We start from the raw sequence: 24,710 nt of genomic DNA, 5'->3' as shown, positions 1-24,710 counted from the left end.
AAATAATAAGTTTATTCATTTACGCTATCTTTTTCTACAGAGACGGAATCTGCTTTGGGTTTTCTAATCGCTTTAGGTCTAACGCTTGTTTCACGTTTTTGACGTAAAATTTTATACTGCTCGTATCCGTTATTTAACTGACTGTATAACAAATTACCAATTGCTCTTGCGCCTCTTTGGTTAAAGTGTGTATAATCTTTATTGGCTTTTGCCGGAGATTCATCAACCCATTTTACCATCGATCCGTCACCGCCCATCAAGGTATATAAATTCACAAATCCAGATTCGGTTTCTAAAGCGTATTTTTTCTGTGCTTTCATTAATGGAACAACTGCTGAATCTGTTTTCATTTCTAAATCGTATTTAGTCGATTTATCTGCTGTTGAAACAATTAAAATAGAGACTCCCGGAAATGATTCTTTTATTTTGTTTACAGTTTTTGTCATTCCTTTTTCATACCAGAAATAGTTTTTGGTTCCGTAATTCAAAACGTTAGTTCCGTAATGAAGTACAATTAAATCGTATTTGAGGTTATTATCAAAAGCCTGCATTACACTGGCATCAAACATAGAAATTGGCAGTCCTGAATTTCCTCTTTGAGAGAAATTATCAACGTGAACACCAATGCCGTTATCAAAATTAAATCCGTAAATCGGGATTGAATCGGCATGAATAAAGTTAGCTTTGAAAGCTTTTATACTTCCCGAAGTAACTTTTAAGGTATTTACCAAGTTGTTTGGAGAAAGGCTTTTTTTCAATGTATCTTTTCCGATAATGAAATTTACGTTTCCTCTTTTAGACGATCTTCCGTAAAATAAGGTTGGATTATCTAAAGTAGTTGTATGCTTTGGAAGCCCAGCTTCATATTGAACCCAGGTTGGGTTTGTCTGATCATTTGCAAAAAACACATGCCCGTTTACACCAAAAGGGCTTGCCGGTCTTTTTACATTTAGGTACGATTGTGTTTTCCAGTTTTTAGAATAGGTAGCTTTAACCGAACCTCTTGAGGCTGCAGATTCTGAAGTTATGGATACGAAACCAACTCCGTTTCCGCCAAAACGATCCTGATAATTGTTACGCACATCCTGAACAATTAAATCTCCATCGGTCATAGAATCTCCGTAATAAGCAATTCTAACATGCCTTTGCGGATTCTGTTCCAGTTGATATAATTTTTCGTAAAAGGAAATCAGGTATTGATATCCTTTGTAGTTATCGAAGGTTTCTGATGGAAATTCGATTCCTTCAGAGGCATCGTAAACAATTTTCTGCTGGCCTAATCTACGCTCGCTTTCTTCGATGCTGTCACTTTTTAGCGACAATGAATCTTTAGCTACCGATTCCAAAAGCAAGCTGTCTATAAGTACATTTTTGGAATCTATTTTACTATCAGAAAAAATTTTATCTGGTAAGATCTGTTTAAAACCAATAAAAGCAACAAATGCTAATGCTACGATTGCAAAAGACTGAAAGAAATATGACTTAGTATTCACTTAATAAATTAAATTTAAGAAAAGAACTACAAAAATTAAAGAATATGTAAAATTCCTGTTAATTCTTAATATATAAATGCAGACAAAGATAGAATTAAACATTCATTTATAATAATAAAGAAATAAAAAAAAGAGGTTAGATAAATCTAACCTCTAAATCAAAAAAAAAAAAAAAATAAAAAAAACAAAGCTAATGATTAACTAAATTTTTGATGCTAAAGCATCCTAAAATTAGAATGAAATAATCTTTATATTTTTTAGATTCTTCATTATGAATTATTTTAAGATAGCGTATTCCAAAGTTGGATATCCTCTTTCTCCTGCAGCATTTGTCATTCCTAGGAATTTAACTTTATAATAATTTCCAGCAGCATCCTTCACAACATAAAAACGATCTGTTCTGATACTTGGCAAAGTGTTTGGTCCACCACCACTTCTCCAGTTAGCACCAATCATTCTTTGATCTGTAGCAGAAACTGTAAAATTAGCTTCTACAACTTTAGCTTTTGTAAAATCTGCATAAGTAACACCATCAGCAACTAAAACTTGGTAAGCTTGAGTTCCAGCTTTTGCATTTGTTGTGATAAAATCAGAATATCCGTAAGTAACTTCAGTTCCTGCATTTAAATAGTTAGTAAATACCGTAAAATTTAAATCCCATTTTGCTTTTTGAGGCTCAACAGAAACTGTATTTCCTGTTGTTAAACTAAAAAATGTGAAGTTAAAATCAGCATCTTTAGTAATAACTTTTTCAGTAAAAGTAGCAGAAGCTAAATCAGCATATTGAATTTTATATCCATTTCCGCTTCTCAAAATTCTAACTTTTTTCCATCCTCTTGCATCTCCATCTACACTAACTGAACCTATTGCAGGTTGAGTCGTAGAAACTGCAAATCCTAGATTTACTAAATAAACTTTATTGTCTGCATCTGTAGCAGAAATCTCTGCAATTGCAGTTCCAATTCCTGCGCCTGCGCCTGCTAAAACTCCAGTTGGATTATCAACATATCCATTTGATGCTGCTGTAGTTCCTGCCCCAACTGCTACATCAGAATCACTTTCCTGAGGTAATGTAATATCAGAAGTTGCTAATTTTTTTACCGCCATTTTAACAGACCCATTGATTACTACTCTAAATTCAGAACCTGTAGAAAATCCAAAATCCCAAGCAGCTCTATTTACTGATTTAGATTCTTCAGAACTTAAATCAAGATAAACTTGGTTTGGTTGGTTTGGTCCACCTACTGCTGGTTGTAAAGTTGCTCCAACCGTTGGGATTTCAACTTCTGGAGTATTATCATCATCACTTGAACAAGATGCAAGAGATAAGAACGCGAATGATAGTAATAATAATTTTTTCATTTTTATTTCTGTTTTTATATTAAAGATTAAGGTTATATGCTAATTTTAAAAAGTAGGAACGTCCGTATGCAAGTAGTAAATTTGATGCTGAGGCATGTCCAGCTCCTTCATTTGTTCTAGATTGATTTACATTGGTTACATCTAAAATGTTCCTTGCTCCTAATGTTACTTCAAACTGATCTTGAAAAAAGTTTTGTCTAATAGATGCATCTAACCAGCTGCTTGGATCAATTTCGGATATAATGTATGCAGAATTCCCTTCTACAAACTGTTGTGTTTTCCCGTTATACTTATAATATCCAGAAATTATTGTCTCCCATTTTGGAATTGTATAAGAAACACTTGCGTTTAAATTAAATGAATACAGAAATTGGTCATCTGAAACAAATACTGCATTATCAATTTTTTGTGAAACGCCTATAAATGCGGCACCAATATTAATTGTCAGGTTATCTATTTTTAACTGGTTCGTTGCAGAAAAATTCCACATTCTATATTTACTAATGTTTATATATTGATATTCCGGACTTCCTGTATCCGGATTATCTCTTACATACGCCATATCAATTCTGTCATTTACATCTAGGTAACTTCCGGCAATGGTATTTGAAAGCTGTACCCCTGAAGAAAATGAAGTGAATTTTTTAACACTCGCTTCATAAGAAGTGCTGGTTTCCGGTATCAAATTTTCATTTCCAACAAAGAAATGCCCGTCAAAAATTTGTTTTGAATATAATTCTTCAAAATTTGGTGTTCTAAAACCTGTACCATAAGACCCTCTAATTTCCAACCCTTTATCAAATAAATATCTTAGTCCGATAGAAGAAGCATATTGATTTTCAAATTTTGACTGTGCTGAAAATCTTAATCCTGGTTTAATTGAGAATCGCTCAGTAGCCATGATTTCTGAAGATGCGAAAAAATCATAATTTTCGAGCTTTTTATGTACCGAAGAAGTCTTATTATTTGCTTCCTGAACTAATGCAAAACCATTATTATTTACAAACTCATATCCTAATTGTAAGTCAACACTTTTATCAGAGAAAAAATTATTTAAAGTTCCAGTAGAGGAAAGAACTTCCATAGACTGATCTTTTACAGTAATATTTTTGGCTTCTTTTTTAGTATACAAATAATATTCAAAATCTTCTACTTCACGCTGTTGTTTTTGATGAGAAACAGATACATTATAATTTAATTGAGAAAACAATGTCCCCGCAACATTTAAATTGTGAAAATATCTATTAGTAAAATATCTTTTGTCATTGGCATAACGATAGGAACCTAGCTCCGGAGTATAATTTGATTGTACCGTACTATTATAATAGTCTACATTTTCATCTAAATATTCGAATTTATAGAAAAATCTAAAATTATCCTTGTGATAAGATATTAATGCACTTCCATTTAATTGGTCTTTTGGCAGCCAGCTATAACCTCTCGTAGTATCATTTTCAAGATAATCTTTTCCGTTTTTATCTGCTAAATATCCTTGAAAATCATTTCTATTTGCTCCAACACTTACAAACCAATTTTTACTGAATGTATGTGCAATGCGTAAAGATTGGATATGGCGCCCTTTTTCAAAAAGAGAATATTCATTATTAACCGTTTCTTCTTGAACAGCTGCATTTATATTCCATTTATATTTCGAAGATTTTTTTGTTATAATATTTAAAACACCGCTTACAGCGTTAGCTCCATAACTAACTCCCATTGAACCTTCAACAATTTCAATATGATCAACATCGTTAAGGTTAATTTGTGATAGATCTGTATTATTTCCCAGACCACCCTCATTAACCAATGGAATGTTATCTACCAAAATTTTAAAATATTGTGCATCTAATCCAAATAAAGAAACTGTAGAACGTCCGCTTGTGCTGCTTGGTCTTACTGTAATATTTAAATATTGGTTTAAAACATCTCCTAAATTATTGGCTGCTAAATTTTGTATATCCTGATTTGATATAACTCGAACATTAAATACCGATTTTTTTATAGACTGTGGCTCAAACTGTCCTGTAACAACCACTTCTGAAAGTTTTTCTTGAGATGCAATAGTATCTTTTTGCTGCGCAAAAGAAATTTGACAGAAAGTTAATACAGCAAAAAGAGGTGATTTTATTTTCATTATTTTTATTCAATCTTAATAATCGATGCAAATATATAACTATTTTTAATTGTTCTAAATAAATTTTATATATTTGCAAAAATTAAAACTAATAACTAAGTTATGATTACAAAAAGCCTCTATTTTTCAGCCGTTATGGCTTTAACATGCAGCCTAGGTTTCAGTCAGGACGCAAAAAAACAGCAAGACATAAAATCAATTAAATCTATGTGTGGCTGTTATGAAGTGAAGTTCAACTTTGCAGAAACTTTTCAATACGCAAAAGATTCGGCTGCATACAAACCTTCACAAACTAAACATGAATCTGCTTTAGAATGGGTAGAATTATTAGAAGATACTCCAAACAAAATTGTTATGCAGCACTTATTAATTGTAAGTGACGATATGATTATCAAACACTGGAGACAAGATTGGTTATTTGAAAACACAGACTTATATTCTTTTGATAAAGGAACTTCTTGGAAATACAAAAAATTAGACAAAAAGGCTGTTAAAGGACAGTGGACTCAAAAAGTGTATCAGGTAGATGACAGCCCAAGATATGAAGGATCTTCGACTTGGGTACATGTTGACGGACAAGATTACTGGGCAAACGTTGCTGATGCTCCACTTCCAAGAAGAGAGCAGACAAAACGTAATGATTATAATGTTTTAAAAAGAAGAAACATTCACCAAATTACTGCTACAGGATGGAACCATGAGCAAGATAATGATAAACTTATTCGTGATGATGCAGGAAAAGATGTTTTGTTAGCGCAAGAAAAAGGATTTGATGTTTATACTAAAGTTCCAGACATCAAATGTGTCGCTGCTCAAAAATGGTGGAAAGAAAACAATGCCCTTTGGAAAAATGTTCGTGATAAATGGCAGACTCTTTTTGACAGACATAAAGACTTAAACTTAGAAGCTAAAGTTGATAGAAAAGCACTTTATTCTCTTTTGTTTGATTTAAAACCAACAGCAGCAAAAGCAGAATCTGATGCCATTATCGACAAATTTGTAAAATAAAAAATGGTTTGTGTTAGTTGTAAAAAGCCGGTAATTTTTAGGGTTACCGGCTTTTTTTAATTTAAAAATTAATCTATATCCCAGAATAATTTTGTTTTTAGTTTATCCCCACCTATCGAAGAGGAAGCAGCATTATAATTTACCGCATTCAATGTTTGCTCTCTAATTGGATAGGTCATTCTAGACGGAATTTGACCTTCAGCAGCTGCATCAGCGTTTGATGGAGGTACTAATGCAGGAAAATTAAGTCTTCTTGTAGATGTCCAACCTTCAAATCCTCTATTAAATAAGGAATACCATGCCTGCTCCCCAATTTTTTGCTGCCAAGTTCCCGTTGCCGTAGCATATGCTACAGTTGATTGAGTCAGATAAGTATTTATGTCGCTTTCTGATACTCCCCAATCTCTCATAGAGGCTTTTATAGCATTTGTATAATGAGATTCAGCTGTTCCATCAACAGCTATTCCTCTTTCTATAGCTTCTGCTAATAAAAACTCAACTTCGGCATAGTCTAAATAAGTTCCTTTAAAGTTAGGTAATTGAATTACATCTCCTACATGCGTAAATTTTCCATAACTATTTTTAACTCCAATTACTCCTCCTTTATATGGCAATGCGTTCCCATCCTCATCTTTTAAATTTTGAGCAAAGTAGACTTTTGTTCTAGGATCGTTTTTTGATACTAATGCATCTACGAATGGTTTTGCAGGCACAAAATCATGTCTTCCTGAAAAAACTAAATCAACATAAATTGGGTTTGTATTTGGAACATTTGTTTGATATTCAATTTTAGCATTGTCTTCATTTGATGTAAATGTACCTTTTGCCGCTGTGACAATCGCTTCATCAGCAATTGTACTCTCTAAACCAGAAGCTTTTAAGTTAATCCCTAGCTTTAATTTAATACTATTTGCAAATTTCACCCATTTTGACAAATCATCTCTATAAATTACATCTGCGGTTCCAAAACCAGCATAAGCAGTATTTATATTTTTAATGTCGTTATCAAGACGCTTAATTAGATCTTTATAGATTTCTAAAGCTTTATCATATTTAGGCAGATAATTTCCTGCGCCTTTTTGAGCATCAGAATATGGTATATCTCCAAAAGTATCTACTAGAATTTGATATGAATAAACAGTAAGAATGTCTATCATTGCAAGTCTATTATTTTTAATAATTGTCTTAGACGAAAAATTAGGATCAGAAGCAATTATAACTTCGTCTTCAACATACGATTTAGCCATTATCAAATCATTAATAGATCCATCATTTGTAGATGTTCCAGAGAAAAAGGCACCCCAATGGTTATCTGAAATCTTTCGTGTTGTCCACTGATAAACTGACTCATCTATATAAGTCGTTTCTGTCCATTGCTGATTAACTAATCTAAAAATATTTTTGTTTACACTTGTATTAATAACTTGTTCAGCGATACCTTTTTGTGCACTGGTAAACAAAGAAGAAGCTGGTACTTTTGATGGGTTTTTATCATCTTCATTTAAGTCCGTTAAATCGCTGCAAGAACTTGCAAGTAATACGAAACTAAAAAAATAAATTATTTTTTTCATGCTTTTTATATGTTAAAATTTGAATGTAAGATTGAACCCAATGTCTCTTGTAGTTGGCAGTGAACCTACAGAATAACCTCTGGATTTGTTTCCTGATGATAATCCACTTTCCGGATCTGCATATGGTAGATTCTTGCTTATAATCCATAAATTTGATCCTAACAAACTTAATGTTGCTGCGTTTACAAATGTTCCTTCAAACATTGTTTTTGGAAAAGTGTAAGTAATAGAAACCTCTCTTAATTTTATGTAAGAAGCATCATAAACAAATGCTTTCGCCGGCTGTGCCAAGTATCCGTAATTATTGGAATATGCACCTGGTCCTGTTTTAGCAGGTGTATCGTTTGTATTTACAGTTGAAACTGTATTTGGAATCACGGTTGTACTGCCATCTGAATTTGTTATAACTCCTACGCCTTGGTTTACGATACCATTTTCTCTTTGATTTCCAATGGCAGTTTCAGGATATAATCCATTTGCAAGACCATAATACATATCTAAAGAGAATATATCTCCACCTTTTTGAGTATCAATTAAGAATCCCATAGATACATTTTTATAAGTAAACTTATTTCTAATGCCGCCAATCCAATCTGGAGTAATATTTCCTATCACATTATCTGATGTACTGGATATAAGATATTTTCCCGTTTTTTGATCTACTGTACGCTCCCCATTCGTGTAAACATAATCTGTTCCTTTTAGAGTACCATAAGCTTCTCCAGGGGTTGCATTAATCGTTACACCTCCCTGAAAAGATGCAATTTGTAAGTTATCAACTCCTGACGGTAATGAAACAACTTTGCTTCTATTATTAGACCAGTTTACGGTTACATCCCATCTAAAATTTTCTGTTTTTACAGGAGTACCTGTCAACTGTATCTCTAATCCACTATTTTCAATATTTCCTCCATTAACCCATGCAGTAGTAAATCCAGAAGAAGATGATACAGCTGTAGAGACAATTTGATCTACTGTATTTGTTTTGTAATAGGTAATATCAAGTCCTAAACGTTTATCAAAAGTGCTTGTTTCCAGACCAACTTCAAATGATTTTGTACGTTCTGGTTTTAGATTAGGGTTTTTATTTGTGTTTGGTAAAGTATACATTGATTCCCCATTAAAATTAGAACTTCTTGTATAAGTGTTTACTAAACTTTGTGGTTCTGCATCATTACCAACTTCTGCATAATTTACTCTGAATTTTCCTAAGTTCAACCAATTAGTTTTTACTAAATTGGAGAATAGTAATGATCCAGATATTGCAGGGTATGTGTATGCGTTATTACCTTTTGGCAGTGTTGAAGAAACATCTCTTCTCACAGAAGCATCTATAAAATAAGTATCCTTATATCCTAGAGAACCTTGGGCATATATTCCATTAACTCCCCAATCTGCAACATTTTCTGTAGGAAAAGGCAATTCATACCTGGAATTTGAAAGTGCATACATCCCCGGCTCAACTAATCCTCCAATTGTAGAAGAGAGTACATTATCTCTTTTATCTCTTCTAATATTTGATCCCAATACTCCTGTCAAACTGATATTATCTCCAAATTTTTTATTAAAGTTCAACATAAAATCATAATTGATTTCCTGAAAATTAATATCATATCTTTGATAACCAGATTTTTCATCAACAGGTGACAATCCAAATCCGGTAGCAGTAGATCCCACAGCTCTTCTTTCTTCTTGAAGTTGTTTATAAGTATCTAAAGAAACTCGTCCCAGTGCACTTAACCAACTTGTAATCTCATAATTAAGAGAGGCATAACTAAATAATCGAGTCTTATTATCCGAAGAATAGTTTTGGTAGCGGGTAAAATATGGGTTGTCCCAATACGCAGGCTGTAAATCCGCAGAAGTAGGATCTGCCCAGTTCCATGTAATATTTTGACCTCCAGATGCATTATAAACATTTTTCAATTCCTTAACGTCTACATTTGTTTGCCACCATTGTCTAAATTCTCCCATTATATTATCATTATAACCAGTTGAATTTCTACCAACAGTATTTTGCAATGTAACTGCTGCATATGCATTTGCCGTTAGCTTATCTGTAATTTTTTGACTAAATCTTGCACTCAGCTGATTTTTCTTCAATTCACTATTTGGCAAAATTCCTGTTTGAATTGTATTTACATACGACATCGACAAATTAGATCTTTCAGTTGATTTTTCCAGAGATATACTATTTGTATTAGTTTGGGCAGTCTGGAAAAAAGTGACTGGTCCATTAGCTGCTGCACTCCAGGGAGTAGCTTTTCCATAATTTTCTGAATAAGGTGTTACCGAATTCCATTGGTAAACTGGTTTTCCATTGAAAGCATCACCGTATGAAGCATCGTTTGAAGTATCAACTGTAGGGATTGCATTTTCATCAAGGAAAGAAGTTCCAAACCCATATCCGCTTCCATATTTATTTTGATAGGTCGGAAACGTCGATTTATCAACTGTACCCACACTCATACTGCTCGAAAAGGTAAATCCAACTTTTTTATCATCACCCTTTTTCCCTTTTTTTGTCGTTACCATTACAACTCCATTTGCAGCTCTTGATCCGTATAATGCAGTTGCAGCAGCACCTTTAAGAATATTTATGCTTTCAATATCTTCTTGGTTTATGTCTGCAACACTATTTCCATAATCGTAACCTCCTCTTCCTGTAGTTTGATTCGCTGTATTATTATTGGAATTATCCACTGGCACTCCATCAATAACCCAGAGTGCTTGATTATTTCCTGTTAAGGATTTATTTCCACGGATTACTACGTTCGTAGACCCCCCAAAGTTTGTGTTTCTTGAAACTTCTACCCCAGCAGCTTTACCTGACAAAAGATTCGAAACGTTTTGACTTCCTGCACCTCCACTCACAAGGTCTGCACCAGAAATTTGTTGTGAAGCGTAACCTAAAGATTTTTTCTCTCTCTTAACACCTAATGCTGTAGTAACAACCACTCCTTCAAGCTCTACCGATTCATCTTTTAGCGTTATATTTATAACCGAAGAATTTGCAGGAACTTCTTGTGTTTTCATTCCAATATAACTAAATATTAGAATTTGATTTGACTCAGCCTTAATAGCATATTTTCCGTCAAAATCTGTTTGTGCTCCTGATGTTGTTCCTTTAACTAATACACTAACACCTGGTAAAGGTATTCCTGCATTATCAGAAACTGTTCCTGTAATTTTTTTTTCCTGAGCATATGATATTTGTAATACACATACGCAAAAAAGCAGCCAAAGCCCTTTTAATTTTTGATTCATTTATTTATTATGTTTTGATTAAGGGGCGCAACTTATTAAAATTTTACAATTTTAACAAGAATTATATATTATTTAACACAGTAAAATATAAAATAAATACTACAAATAAAGTTTAAAGCTAATCTGACCTAAATATTCATTAATAAATGATTAAGGGCTTTATTAAAAATCCGCTCTAAACAAAAAAACCGCCTAAATACTTAGACGGTTTATCCTTTTATTATTTCTACTAAAAGCTTACTAATTCAAAATAGTTAAAAATTAATATAAGGAAAAGATTTTAATCGTATTTTTTGTTTTTGCTATATATATACAGTGCAAATATAGTTATAAACAACAATAAAAACAAGTATATTCTTACATTTTTAATTATAACTCATTTTGCTCAATTAATGGATTAGCATCTATTTCGACTCTTGGAATTAGCCACTGCCATCTTTTATCCTCAGCAGGAACAATAAAAATTCCATTTATAATCGATGAATCATGGTTTGCTCCTGTTCTATCAAGATTAGAATTTGTTCTTTTTAAATCAAAAAATCTAAATCCTTCTCCCCATAATTCAATTCTTCTTTGCAACAATATTTCATCCACCAAGGGTTGTCCAGTATTAGTAGACAACTTATACTCTGGATCTCTTGCTTTTTCAAAATCAAAAAGTATTTTTGCTGCATCAGGCCGACCCAATCTTGCTTTAGCCTCTGCTTCAATTAAATACATCTCAGCAACGCGCATATATGGGACGTCGCATCTACTATCTCCAGTGCTTACAGATAAAAATTTCTGACTAGTATATGGAAATTTAGAATAATTGCTTGGAAGTGATAAATCAGGATGATTACCATCTGGGCTAAAAATAGTCGATCTTACATCGGTAACAGGAATTAAACTATACAATTTGCTATTTATAGCTTTTGGGCATGACCGAATAACTGTTGAATTGTAATTTCTTGACATGAATGCTCCAAAATTTCCAAAGTAATCCGTTTGAACTTCACTAATATGGCTAGCCCACATCCATTCTTTATTTGTGAAATCATTAAATCCTTCTCCATATTCTAGAATAGACATTAAACTTAATCCAGTTCTGGCTTTATTCGCGTATTCTGCTGCAATCTCCCAATTCCCTTGAGCCAGTGCTACACGAGCTTTTAAGCCTTGTGCAACACTTAAATTTAAATGCGATTTATTAGGCCTTGAATATCCAAATAACAAAATATTAGCTTCATCAAGATCTTTATTTATTTGGGTATATACTTCTTCTACAGTAGAACGAGGAAAATTATCATTACCAACAGTTAGAATAATAGGAACTCCCAACTGAGAATTTATTACCCCATTTACATACCGTTTACCATATAATTGCACCAATTGAAAGTGACAAAATGCGCGATATAATAGAGCTTGTCCCTTTACAATGTTTTTATCAGCTGTCAATCCGATAGCAACATCTGCGGCATTAATTATTGTATTAGCATTTCTTATTATTCTATAATATGTTCTGTAAGGAAATCGAATATCTTGAGAATTTTCATTATGCAGACCACTCCAGTTATATACGGTTAAAAACCAACCATTTGTAACTGGAAAAACCACATCTTCCCCAGCAATATCAGTCTGTTGCATTAAACTTCCAAGACCATTTTCACCTTGAGATTCATATCTGACATATAAAGACCTGTGTATACCATTTAATGTCGTCATTAAATTTTCAGTTGTCTTAGTTGCAGCATCATAGTCAACAAATTCTGTTGGTTTTTTATCCAAAAAATCTTCCGAACAAGATCCGAAAAATGCGATTACAGAAATTGTAAAAAATACCTGTTTTATATAATTTGATTTCATGTTATATTAAAATTAAAAATTTAAATTAAACCCAATAGAAAATACTCTTGACGGAATATATCTGTTTTGAGTCGTACCATTAAAAGTTTGAGTTGGATCCATACCTTGACGTTTTGTAAACAACAATAAATTCTCTCCATTTATATAAAAAGTTGCATTATCAATATCCAATTTTGATATTAAATCCGAAGGTAATTTATATGACAAATTAATCTGTCTCAGCGATAAATAATCTGAACCTTTTAACCATCTGTCAGAAGCAGCAGAAGATTGAGTACTCCTATTAATATCTAAACGCGGAACATCTGTAATATCACCTGGCTTTTGCCATCTTCTAAGAATATCTGTGCTAAAAGCGGAACCATAATTATTCCCTGTGTGCATCAAAGCCGCATAATTACTATCATACATTTTGCCTCCTAATTGATATGAAAACATAATATCAAGTTGAATTCCATTATATTTGAACGTATTCCCAAAACTACCAAACAAGTCAGGAATTGCCGAACCAGCATAATGATAAAGAGCCTTATTTTGATCCGTTGTTACATTAATTCCATTAACAACCCTTCCGGTTGGATCATTCGCGATCATTAAATTGGGATCAGCAACATATAAAGCATAACCATCTGATGGGTCAACTCCATACCAGCTTCTTAACCAGTAATCATAAATTGATTTACCAACCATCAACTTTTTTGTCCCATTTATAATCTCTTCTTGAGGCAGACTAGTAATTTCATTTTTAATAGTAGATGCATTAACATTTAATTCCCATGAAAACTCTTTAGTTTGAAGAATGATACCATTCAATGATATCTCAAAACCTTTATTTACCATAGACCCAATATTCTCAACTCTGTTATCTAAACCTGATGATAATGGATTTGGCACTGAAAAAATAAGACCATCAGTATTTCTATTATAATATTCAACACTGCCTTTTAATCTGTTTTTAAGCAATGCAAATTCAACAGCTACATCTCTTTGAGTATTTACCTCCCACTGTAAATTTGTGGCTGCAGCAGCATAAGTAATTATTCCTCCTTCATTACCATTGTCATATCCCAAACTATAAGTAGGCTGACTCGCATAATAATTCAATCCATCATTACTAATATGGGAATCATTTCCAACACCACCAATTGAAGCTCTTAATTTTAAATCATTTATATATAAATTATTCGTTAGGAAATTTTCTTTAGAAAGTATCCAGGCTCCACTTAAAGACCAAAAATTTCCCCATCGATTATTTCTATCAAATTTTGAAGAGCCATCTCTACGAAATGATCCTGAAAAAATATACTTATCCATATAATCATATCCTACTCTTGAAAAATAAGATTCAGTAGCATAATTTCTTGTGTACGAAGTCAACTCTGTTGTTGTAGCGTAATTAATAAATTCCATAATTTCTGGAACAATTTGACCTGTTTTAACCCCGTTTGTCAAACTTGCCGAATAATCAAAACTTTCATGACCTAATAAAGCCGTAACAGAATGATTTCCTATTTTTTTTGAATAGTTTAATAACTCATTGAAAGTAGTTCCTGTTAAAACTCTATCCTCTTTAGCCAACAATCCTGTTGGGGCACCATCACCAATTAATGTATTGTATGAATATGTTCTGTTAGAATAAGTTTTGTCAATAGAAATATTTGTTGTGAATTTGAAGTCTTTCAAGAAAGTAACCTCAAAATATGTTCGTCCAGAAAGCGCAAGCTTTTTAACATTATCCGTATCATTCAGCGTTTCATAAACTACGTTTCTACCATTAGAAGCACCCGAACCACGTATAGTAGAGTATACTTTGTCTCCATTTGAATCATAAGCATAATCACCATTTGGTGTATGAGCAAAAACAGGATAAATTGGTCCCATATAACGCATTGATCGAAATGGATTTTTAAAAGAATTTGTATCAGTTACACCATCGATCCCTAAATTAGAATTACTAATTGTACCAGAAATATTAATTCCTGTTTTAAACCAATCCTTTAAACTTGTATTTAAATTTAAACGCCCAGTTGTCCTTTCAAAATCAGATTTTTGAAGATACCCTTCTTCATTTAAATATCCTAGGGAGGCAAAATAATTTGACTTCTCAGATTTTCCCTGATATGAAAAATCTACATTCTGACGAACACCAGCTCTTTCTAATTGTTTTTCCCAATTCAAATCTTCAGGATATAATAATTGTGCGTCTGGATTTAATTTTCCATCTGTTCCTACAATACTTGAATTTGGAACATTAAACGGATTTGTTACCAATACAACTGGCACTCTAGCAGAAGCATAAGTATTAGCCGCATCTTTCTGAGCTTGTGTTGCCATAGGTCTACTGTTTCTAATCGCTTCCCATTCTAAAGGATAGTAATCATAAACATTAACTCTGTCATAGTCTTTGATTGCACGTGAGGTCATTCCTGTACTAACGTTCAAAGAAAATTTATCTTTAGGTGATTTACCGGTTTTTGTTGTAATAATTATAACACCATTTGCTGCTTTTGAGCCATAAAGAGAAGTTGAAGCTGCATCTTTTAAAACAGTTAAACTTTCAATATCGGCAGAATTTATATTACTTATATCTCCTGCAAATGGAACTCCATCCACAATATACAATGGGTTATTCGAACCATTTACTGAACTAAATCCTCTAATTCTTATTTCTGGTGATGCCCCTGGCTGTCCAGCTGAACTCTGAATTTGAACTCCAGAAGTACTGCCTTCTATTACCGAAAGGGAATTAGTTAATGGTCTGTTCTCAAGTTGTTCAGACTTAATTTGAGCAGCAGATCCAGTATAAGTTGATTTCTTTGTTTTACCATAGGCAACCACAACAACTTCATCTAACACTTTACCCCCTTCTTTCATTTTAGTATTTATTACCGAAGAAGAGCCAACAACAATACTAACATCTTCCATTCCCATATACGAGAATAAAAGAACATCTCCCGTTTTTGCTTTAATAGCGTATTTACCGTCAAAATCAGTCTGAACACCATTATTTGTTCCTTTAACTACTACATTAATACCCGGTACCGGCCCCATATCATCAAATACAGCTCCTGAAATTACCCTTTCCTGTGCAAAAAAGAACTGCGTACAAAGCACTAAAAGCAGTACTAAAAACCTTTTAATTTTCCTTCTCATAATCATCTATTTTGAATTAAGGGTTGCAACTTATAACATTATATTAATTTTAACAAGATTTTATTTAGTTTTAACAAATAATATTATAATCTTTTTACTACAGTTAAATGATTCTAAATTAAAATTAATAACTTATTTAGAATGGAATGAGTAACCGATTTTGTAGATAGTCTATAAAACAAAAAGCCGATAGTTTTGAACTATCGGCTTTTTTAATTCTTATATAAAGTTTTACATTCTTTCGGGAACTTCAATTCCTAATAACGCAAAAGCAGATTTTATAACTTCGGCAACTTTCTGAGAAAGCTGTACTCTAAAAATCTTTTTAGTCAAATCAACTTCACCTAAAATGTGAACAGATTGATAAAACGAATTGTATTCTTTAACTAAATCATAAGTATAGTTTGCAATTAATGCCGGGCTATGATTTTGTGCAGCATTTTGAATTACTTCTGGAAAAAGTTCGATTTGTTTTACCAGTTCTTTTTCTTTTTCGTGGAGCACTTCGACTTCGCTCAGTGTGACACTGTAATCAAAATCAGCTTTACGGATAATTGACTGGATTCTGGCGTAAGTATATTGAATAAACGGACCTGTATTTCCTGCAAAATCTACAGATTCTTCTGGATTAAACAAAATACGTTTTTTAGGATCTACTTTTAAAATGTAATATTTTAAAGCGCCAAGACCAATTGTTTTATACAATTTTGCTTTTTCATCGGCAGAATAACTGTCTAATTTTCCTAAATCTTCAGAAATTTGTTTGGCTGTATCTGTCATATCCTGCATTAAATCATCAGCATCTACAACAGTTCCTTCACGGCTTTTCATTTTTCCAGATGGTAAATCAACCATTCCGTATGATAAATGAAATAAACTTGAAGCCCAGTCGAACCCTAATTTTTTCAGGATCAAAAACAAAACTTTAAAGTGGTAATCCTGTTCGTTACCAACTGTGTAAACCATTCCGCCCACATCTGGCATATCTTTAACACGCTGAATAGCAGTTCCAATATCCTGCGTCATATAAACTGCAGTTCCGTCAGAACGCAATACAATTTTACGGTCAAGCCCTTCATCTGTCAAATCAATCCAAACAGAGCCATCTGGATCTTTTTCAAAAACACCTTTATCAAGACCCACCTGTACAACATCTTTTCCTAATAAATAGGTATTGCTTTCGTAATAATATTTATCAAAATTAACTCCAAGATTGGTGTATGTAGTTGCAAAACCATCGTAAACCCATTGGTTCATTTTTTTCCAAAGCGCAATAACAGCTTCATCACCAGCTTCCCATTTTTTAAGCATTTCCTGCGCTTCGATAATAATTGGCGCTTGTTTTTTAGCTTCTTCTTCTGTTTTACCGCTTTCAATTAATTGGTTAATTTGTGTTTTGTAAGCTTTATCAAACTCAACATAATATTTACCAACTAATTTATCTCCTTTTAAATCAGAACTTTCAGGAGTTTCTCCGTTTCCGAATTTCTCCCAGGCCAGCATTGATTTGCAAATATGAATTCCACGATCGTTGATGATCTGTGTTTTATACACTTTTTTACCCGATGCTTTAATAATTTCTGCAACAGAATATCCTAACAAATTGTTACGAACATGTCCTAAGTGCAAAGGTTTATTTGTGTTTGGAGAAGAATATTCAACCATAATTGCTTTATCGGCAGGATCAGGCGTTACATATCCAAAATTTTGATTGTTTTTTATTTCATTGAAGAAATTCAGATAATAACTATCTGAAATTACAATATTCAAAAACCCTGAAACTACATTGAAACGAGCAACTTCAGAAACATTTTCGACTAAGTAGTTCCCAATTTTATTTCCTAATTCGGCAGGATTGCTTTTAATCAATTTCAACAAAGGAAAAATTACCATTGTAATATCGCCTTCAAACTCTTTTCTGGTAGTTTGAAACTCGATTTTATCAACAGAAACGTCAAATAATGCCTGTATTGCTTTTTGTATAGAAGGTGTAAGAATTTGTGATAATGACATGTAAACTTATTTTAAAGTGAGCAAAGATACTGCTTATTCATCAATTACAGAAAATGAAAAACATATTAAATAACATAATCCTGTTAGAATTTCTTAAAAAACGTTTTGTTTTGAATGTTAAAATTATCAAAAAATTAAAACGCTAACCTGCTACAAAACAGAACTTCCCAAAAAATCAAAAAGTTTTTTTTGCATTTTATGTAACATATCTACAACAAAATAGTCTTAATAGAGACTTTAAATTTTATTTGAAGCAAAAGAAAATCAAAACAAAAACAAAAAAACAACCTCATCATCAATCAAATCAAAATAATCATTATCTCATTATGAAATTAAAATTCTTTCTGCTTGCATTACTGGGGGTAATTGCAACAGCACAAGCCCAGAATTCAGGAACGGTCACGGGAAAAATTACCGAAAAATCAAACAATGCACCAATTTCTTATGCAACAGTTTCTCTTAAAGAAAACGGAAAAGTGGTATCTGGAGTTAATACTGATGACAATGGAGATTTTACTTTTAAAAACGTAGCACTAAAAAGTTATACTATCGAAATTCAATACATTGGATTTAGAAAATATATTGGCTCTGTAATTTTAGCCGATAATAAAAAATCTGCCACTATGAATGTTTCTCTTGAAGAAGAAGCAACACAGCTAAAAGGTGTTAATATTGTTGCCGAACGTTCGACAATGGAACAAAAAATTGACCGAAAAGTAATTACTGTAGGAAGAGATTTGACAACTGCCGGAGCCTCTGCATCAGATATTATGAGCAATATTCCATCTGTAAATGTAGATCAGGACGGAAAACTTTCGCTTCGCGGAAACGACAATGTTCGTGTGTTAATTGACGGAAGGCCTTCTAATATTGATCCTGCACAGTTATTAAAACAAATTCCTTCAACTTCTATCAAAAAAATTGAGTTGATTACAAATCCTAGTGCAAAATACAATCCGGAAGGAATGTCTGGAATTATCAATATTATTTTACATAAAAATTCGAATACTGGTTTTAACGGAAGTTATAGCGGCGGAATTACTTTTGGTGAAACGGCAAAATACAATCAGTCTTTAGACTTAAACTATAAAACCGGAAAAGTAAATTTCTTTGGAAATGCCGGTAATAATTTTGGAACTTATTTTAATGATGGCCATATTAAAAGATTAGATCAGGATGTTATTCAAAAATTAGAAATTTCTAATGATAATGATAACTATTTGTATAAAGTTGGAATGGATTATTTAATCAATGACCACAATACTTTATCTTTCTATACAAACCAAAATAAATCAAAAGGAACTGGATTAGTTAATACTGATATTGATTATAATAACGGTGACCCGGATATTAAAAATATTTACCAAAAATCGAGATATGAAGGTCCAAACGAAACAGGAACTTATAATTTAGCATACAAACATATCTTTAAAAAAGAGGGGCATACTTTAGATTTTGAAGGGAACTTTAGTAATACCAGAGAAACTCAAGATGCAAGTTTTGACACTAAAACAACGAAGCCAGATAATAGTGCCAGCTCACTTTTGTACAGCGATTATATTAATGACAAAAGAAAATTAGGTACAGTAAACGTTGACTATGTTAATCCGCTAAATGACAAAACGACTCTTGAAGCAGGTGCAGAAGCGAGAATAACAAGAACAGACAATATTTACAATACAACCAATCCGGCATTTGCTAATTCTATTTATACTTATGATACAGATATTTATTCTGCATATGTAACTTTTGGTCAGAAATACAAAAAATTCAGTTATCAGTTAGGAGCTCGTTTTGAGAGTTATGATGTGAAGTCAAATTTAAATTCTGGTGAGAAAAAATTTAATGATGACTACATTACATTGTATCCATCAGCTTATTTAACGTATAACTTAAATGAGAAAAACGTTTTGCAATTAAGCTACAGCCGTCGTGTTGACCGGCCAAGTTTAGAGCAGACAAAACCTATTCGTGAATTTTCTACTCCATTGGTAACTTCATACGGAAATCAAGAATTAAGACCTCAGTTTACAAATTCTGTTGAAGTAAATTATACTAAAACTCTTGAAAAAGGAAGCATTACCGCCGGCGTATTTGTAAGAGCTATTAACGATCAAATTAGCCGAACTTTAAGCCCAGATCCTGATGATCCTTCTGAGAAACAAATCTTAAGTTTTACAAATTTCGATCACAATAGTGCTTATGGTTTTGATATTTCTGCAAACTATAAACTTACTAAGTGGTGGGATATCCAGCCATCAATTGATTTCTCAAGCATAAACCAGCAAGGTGTTGTGTTCCAATATGATCCTGCAACAAAATTAAGTTCGCCTTTAGAGCGCAGTGTAACAACTTCTGCATTCAATGCCCGTATGAACTCAAACTTTAAACCTACAAAACGTTTAAGCTTTTTATTATTTGGTTTTTACAGAGGTCCGGTTAATGAAATTCAGCAGAAAAGAAACGAAATGTACAAAATGGATATTGGTTCACGCTATACATTGTTAGATAATAAAATGAATATCAGTGTACGCTTTAATGACGTTTTCAATACAATGAAATATTCATTTGATGGTATTTATCCTTATCCTCAAACTGGTCAGTTTACCTGGGAAAGCCAAACAGTTTATTTAGGTTTAACTTATAACTTTGGTGGAGCAAAAATCAAAAAATTAGAGCGTAAACAAAGAGAAGAAAACACTAATCAAGGTGGTGGCGGAATGTTCTAATCACTGCTTTTATTAGAATCAATTTTAATATTTTTAAATAATTTTCTTGTAGAAAAAAGCCTGAAGTTTGCCAGCTTCAGGCTTTTTTATTTTTGAGAAGTGTTATAGGAAATTTTTTAATTCTTTTATTTCTTCGGGATTTGCAGTTTCTGAATTGTTTGTAATTGCTGATGAATGGTAAAAAGTCAAATCTAATCTTTCCTGTAATAATTTAATATTTGAAGATCGTAAACCGCCGCCCGGCATTATTTCGATTCTGTTTTTAGCAAGGTCTTGTATTCGTTCCAAGGCCAAAATTCCTTCCTCTACATTTATTGCCTGTCCCGAAGTCAAAATCGTTTTAAACCCGCAATCGATAATATCTTCAAGAGATTTTTCTACATCTTTGACCACATCAAAAGCACGGTGAAAAGTACAAGGAAGCGGATGTGCCAAATGCACTAATTCCCTATTCTGTCTTTTATTAATATTTCCGCTGTCTTTTAAAATTCCAAAAACAAAACCATCAACACCTAGTTTTTTATACTGTTTAATATCCTGTTTCATTTCTGTTAGTTCTTCATCAGAATAAACAAAATCACCGCCGCGAGGCCTGATTATAACATGCATTTTAATAGATAAGCTTTCGCGGACTTTTACGACTAAAATAGAGTTTGGTGTTGTTCCGCCAAGTTTCATGTTTTCGCATAACTCAATTCGATCTGCACCATTTTCCTGAGCTATTATGGCCGATTCGTAATTAAAGCATGCTATTTCCAGTTGATTTTTTTTCATTGTAATTATCAAAAAAGGGGCTTCGACTTCGCTCAGCCTGACAAAAAAATTAAAACGACTTTTGGCTCAATTGTCACCCTGAGCGAAGTCGAAGGCTAAGTTACAATTAAAGTTCTTTTTTATTAAAATTTTTATGACTTGTTTTATTTAAACATTCGGATAACTTTTTTAAATCTTCCCACTTATCATTTATTATTGCTTCTTTCTTTTTCCTACTCCAGCCTTTTACTTGTTTTTCGAATGCAATAGCCTGATTCACATCATTAAATTCTGTACAAAAAACTAATTCCAAAGGTCTTTTATTAAATGTATAGCATTCTTTATTTAAACCGTAGTTGTGTTCATTTAATCTTCTATTAATATTATTTGTAAATCCCGTATAATAACTATTATCAGAACATTTTAGTATATAGACGTAATATTGTTTCATTTTATTAAAAGTTTTGTTTTTAAATAAAAGTAAGAAAAATATTTCTTTTAATTCAGTAAGTATTGAACTACGATTGTCAGGCTGAGCGAACTCGAAGCCCCGCTCCTATTGGCACGTCCATAAATTAGCGCAGCGAACAAAGTTTGTTTTGTGTAAAATTGATAGTTTGTCAATTAGGACGTAGGCTTCGACTTCGCTCAGCCTGACAAAATGCTATTGCTTAATTTGAAACCAAATGTCATCCTGAGCGAAGTCGAAGGCTTGCCAATTGGAACGGGGCTTCGACTTCGCTCAGCCTGACAGATCGTTATTCATCCAAATAAAAAGTATAAAAAAACCTGCTCCAAAACAAAGCAGGTTTTAAATATAATGTAAGATGAATTAATTTACCATTTGATGATTGCACTTGCCCAAGTAAATCCACTACCAAAAGCGGCTAAAACAACGGTATCACCAGATTTGATTTTACCTTGTTCCCAAGCTTCTGTTAAAGCAATTGGAATAGATGCTGCGGTTGTGTTTCCGTATTTCTGGATATTATTATGAACCTGATCATCTGTCAATTTGAATTTGTTCTGAATGAACTGAGAAATTCTCAAGTTGGCCTGATGTGGAATCAACATATCAATATCTGAAACCTGAAGTCCATTTGCTTCTAAACCTTCGTTAATAACTTCGGCAAAACGAACCACTGCATTTTTAAATACAAACTGACCGTTCATGTAAGGATAATAGCTTTCGTCATTAGGATCATTATCTGCTAAAATATCTGTTACCCAGCGTGCTCCCATTCCCGGTGCCTGCAAAGCCAATTCTTCGGCATGCTGTCCTTCTGAATGTAAATGCGTAGATAAAATTCCTTTTGTCAAATCTTCTTCACGGCTTAAAACTGCCGCTCCTGCTCCATCTCCAAAAATTACTGAAACGCCGCGTCCGCGAGTCGTCATATCTAATCCAGTTGAATGAACCTCTGAACCAATAACCAAAATATTTTTATACATTCCGGTTTTAATATATTGATCTGCAACAGAAATTGCGTAAACAAAACCAGAACATTGATTTCTAACGTCTAAAGCTCCAACGGTTCTTAATCCTAAATCACGCTGTACTAAAACTCCGGGTCCTGGAAAATAATAATCCGGGCTTAATGTAGCAAATACTACAAAATCAATATCTTCTTTGGCAACGCCAGAACGTTCTATAGCAATTTTAGCGGCTTTTACACCCATTGAAGTTGTTGTATCTTCTCCACGAATGATGTGTCTTCTTTCCTGAATTCCTGTTCGTTCCTGAATCCATTCGTCATTGGTATCCATTATCTTAGACAAATCATCGTTTGTCACAACATTTGAAGGAACATAATATCCTAAGCCTGCTATTTTTGAATGATACATATAATATTGTTATTTGTTAAAATTTTAGAATGCAAATTTACGTATACTTTAAAACATAAGAGTACAAATTACTATTTTTTTCGGTATTAGCAATTTAATATACTTTAATTATGAGACTGTTTAAAAACAATTACTTTTTGAAAAAACAGTTTTTAAAGCAATTCATTGAAAAGAATGGAAAATAAGATTTTAATGCCTGTAAGATTTCTTGGCTTTAATTTTTTTACCACGAATTACACTAATTTACACTAATTTACACTAATTTTTTTTCTGCCACAGATTAAAATGATTTTAATGATTCTTAAAAAGCATTGAAGCTAATCCCTTAAATCTGCAAAATCTGCGAGAAACTCTTTTTACAAAATTTAAAAATAAATCTGCTTCAATCTGTTAAACCCGTGTCATCTGAGTGCCATCTCACATTTAATTTTTAGCAAGCAACTAGCTTATGTAAAAAAACAAACCCGACAATTTCAAAACTGTCGGGTTTGTTTTTACAAATAATTCAGCCCAAGAAATATTTCCTGTTCGAGTGGAAGATCGATTTCACTTTCGAAAAATATTAACTGCCTTTTGTAAACGGTTTCAACTAAATAATGCCCTCCTCTAAAATAAGTCCTTCTAATTTTTACCGGAAGTTTAGATTCTGAAACCATTTTAAACTGATGCGGATACACTAATGTTTTGTGAGTTTCATCTTCATACGGAAGCAATAAATGTGTTGCAATTTCATTTACCTCTCCAAATAACGAAGCCACATATTTAGTTTGCGGATCTTCGTATATTTTTGCCGGATCACCTTTTATGATAATTTCGCCATGTCGCATCACAATTGCTTCATCTGCAAAAGACAAAGCATCTGTACTGTCATGTGTTGCGATAATGCAGGTAATTCCTTTTTGTTTTAAGTATTTAAATAAGTTTCGACGTAAAGCATTTTTACGAAAAGCATCAATCTGGCTAAAAGGTTCATCTAGCAAAATTACTTCTGGCTCTAAAGCCAAAACCCTAACCAAAGCTACTCTCTGCTGCTGTCCCCCGCTTAAAAATTTAGCTTTAACATTAGAAAATTGTTCCATTTCTACCATCTCTAACAATTCCTGAACACGAAGTCTTTTCATGTTTGCAAAACCATTCGAAAGAAACTTTCCAACGTTCTCTGCCACTGTTTCATAAGGAGACAAATCGAAATCCTGCGCCAGATATTTCATATATGGCATTCCGGGAATCAAATTGTATTTTGGCCCCAGAATAGGTTTTTCGTTATAAAATATTTTGCCTTCGTCTAAATCGAACAAACCGTACATAAGCTTTAAAAGCGTACTTTTTCCACAACCGCTTTCGCCAATAATGGCAATATTTTCGCCTTTATTGATCGTAAAAGAAACATTATTTATAACTGGTTTATCAGTATACGAAAAAGATATATTTTGAATATCAAGCATGTGTTGTAATTAGAGAGGTCAAATTTACGATGTTTAATTTCTAAAGTCAAAAAAAAAGCTGCTTCAATTATGAAACAGCTTTTTTTAAATTT

The 24,710-nt window shown here is 32.8% G+C and carries 14 protein-coding genes; 2 read left to right on the top strand and 12 right to left on the bottom strand.

Annotation, left to right across the window (positions count from 1 at the left end; genetic code table 11):
- Window positions 1–11 precede the first annotated feature (11 nt).
- The 3 genes from LUU93_RS10190 to LUU93_RS10180 form a co-directional block, all read right to left on the bottom strand.
- The gene (locus tag LUU93_RS10190) at window positions 12–1,493 is read right to left on the bottom strand and encodes an SGNH/GDSL hydrolase family protein (protein ID WP_232680870.1); all 1,482 of its coding nucleotides are present in this window, start codon (window positions 1,491–1,493) and stop codon (window positions 12–14) included.
- Window positions 1,494–1,769: 276 nt separating this feature from the next.
- Entirely contained in the window at window positions 1,770–2,855 is a 1,086-nt protein-coding gene (locus tag LUU93_RS10185; protein ID WP_232680868.1) for an HmuY family protein, read from the bottom strand.
- 19 nt (window positions 2,856–2,874) lie between these two features.
- Complete coding sequence (locus LUU93_RS10180) at window positions 2,875–4,989, bottom strand: TonB-dependent receptor plug domain-containing protein (protein ID WP_232680866.1); 2,115 nt, start codon at window positions 4,987–4,989, stop codon at window positions 2,875–2,877.
- 102 nt (window positions 4,990–5,091) lie between these two features.
- Between LUU93_RS10180 and LUU93_RS10175 the strand changes: the two genes are divergently transcribed.
- Entirely contained in the window at window positions 5,092–5,997 is a 906-nt protein-coding gene (locus LUU93_RS10175) for a DUF6607 family protein (protein ID WP_232680865.1), read from the top strand.
- Between the two features lie 68 nt (window positions 5,998–6,065).
- On the opposite strand, the gene LUU93_RS10170 is transcribed toward LUU93_RS10175, so the two are convergent.
- From LUU93_RS10170 to argS, 5 genes are all read right to left on the bottom strand, one after another.
- Window positions 6,066–7,568: a SusD/RagB family nutrient-binding outer membrane lipoprotein gene (locus LUU93_RS10170; RefSeq protein ID WP_232680863.1), complete on the bottom strand. Its 1,503-nt coding sequence runs from the start codon at window positions 7,566–7,568 to the stop codon at window positions 6,066–6,068.
- Window positions 7,569–7,580: 12 nt separating this feature from the next.
- Window positions 7,581–10,835: a SusC/RagA family TonB-linked outer membrane protein gene (locus LUU93_RS10165; RefSeq protein ID WP_232680862.1), complete on the bottom strand. Its 3,255-nt coding sequence runs from the start codon at window positions 10,833–10,835 to the stop codon at window positions 7,581–7,583.
- 369 nt (window positions 10,836–11,204) lie between these two features.
- The gene (locus LUU93_RS10160) at window positions 11,205–12,680 is read right to left on the bottom strand and encodes a RagB/SusD family nutrient uptake outer membrane protein (RefSeq protein WP_232680859.1); all 1,476 of its coding nucleotides are present in this window, start codon (window positions 12,678–12,680) and stop codon (window positions 11,205–11,207) included.
- Window positions 12,681–12,692: 12 nt separating this feature from the next.
- Window positions 12,693–15,833 carry a SusC/RagA family TonB-linked outer membrane protein gene (locus LUU93_RS10155; protein WP_232680858.1) on the bottom strand — a complete coding sequence of 1,047 codons (3,141 nt, stop codon included), beginning with the start codon at window positions 15,831–15,833 and terminating at the stop codon, window positions 12,693–12,695.
- 231 nt (window positions 15,834–16,064) lie between these two features.
- Entirely contained in the window at window positions 16,065–17,846 is a 1,782-nt protein-coding gene (gene argS, locus LUU93_RS10150; protein ID WP_232680856.1) for an arginine--tRNA ligase, read from the bottom strand.
- Between the two features lie 326 nt (window positions 17,847–18,172).
- Between argS and LUU93_RS10145 the strand changes: the two genes are divergently transcribed.
- Window positions 18,173–20,575 carry a TonB-dependent receptor gene (locus LUU93_RS10145; protein WP_232680853.1) on the top strand — a complete coding sequence of 801 codons (2,403 nt, stop codon included), beginning with the start codon at window positions 18,173–18,175 and terminating at the stop codon, window positions 20,573–20,575.
- A 102-nt stretch (window positions 20,576–20,677) separates the two neighbouring features.
- Here the strand turns inward: LUU93_RS10145 and LUU93_RS10140 are convergent, their stop codons facing one another.
- The 4 genes from LUU93_RS10140 to LUU93_RS10125 form a co-directional block, all read right to left on the bottom strand.
- The gene (locus LUU93_RS10140; protein ID WP_232680851.1) at window positions 20,678–21,349 is read right to left on the bottom strand and encodes a copper homeostasis protein CutC; all 672 of its coding nucleotides are present in this window, start codon (window positions 21,347–21,349) and stop codon (window positions 20,678–20,680) included.
- 106 nt (window positions 21,350–21,455) lie between these two features.
- Window positions 21,456–21,779 carry a GIY-YIG nuclease family protein gene (locus LUU93_RS10135; RefSeq protein WP_232680850.1) on the bottom strand — a complete coding sequence of 108 codons (324 nt, stop codon included), beginning with the start codon at window positions 21,777–21,779 and terminating at the stop codon, window positions 21,456–21,458.
- A 386-nt stretch (window positions 21,780–22,165) separates the two neighbouring features.
- Entirely contained in the window at window positions 22,166–23,173 is a 1,008-nt protein-coding gene (locus LUU93_RS10130; RefSeq protein ID WP_232680849.1) for a 3-oxoacyl-ACP synthase III family protein, read from the bottom strand.
- 494 nt (window positions 23,174–23,667) lie between these two features.
- Window positions 23,668–24,618 (bottom strand): ABC transporter ATP-binding protein, encoded by a 951-nt coding sequence (locus tag LUU93_RS10125; protein WP_232680848.1) that lies wholly within the window; start codon window positions 24,616–24,618, stop codon window positions 23,668–23,670.
- Window positions 24,619–24,710: the final 92 nt, after the last annotated feature.

Source organism: Flavobacterium soyae, assembly GCF_021245985.1.
Taxonomy (GTDB): domain Bacteria; phylum Bacteroidota; class Bacteroidia; order Flavobacteriales; family Flavobacteriaceae; genus Flavobacterium; species Flavobacterium soyae.
Note: the sequence above shows the minus strand (reverse complement) of the source record. Positions and strands in the feature narration are given on the sequence as shown.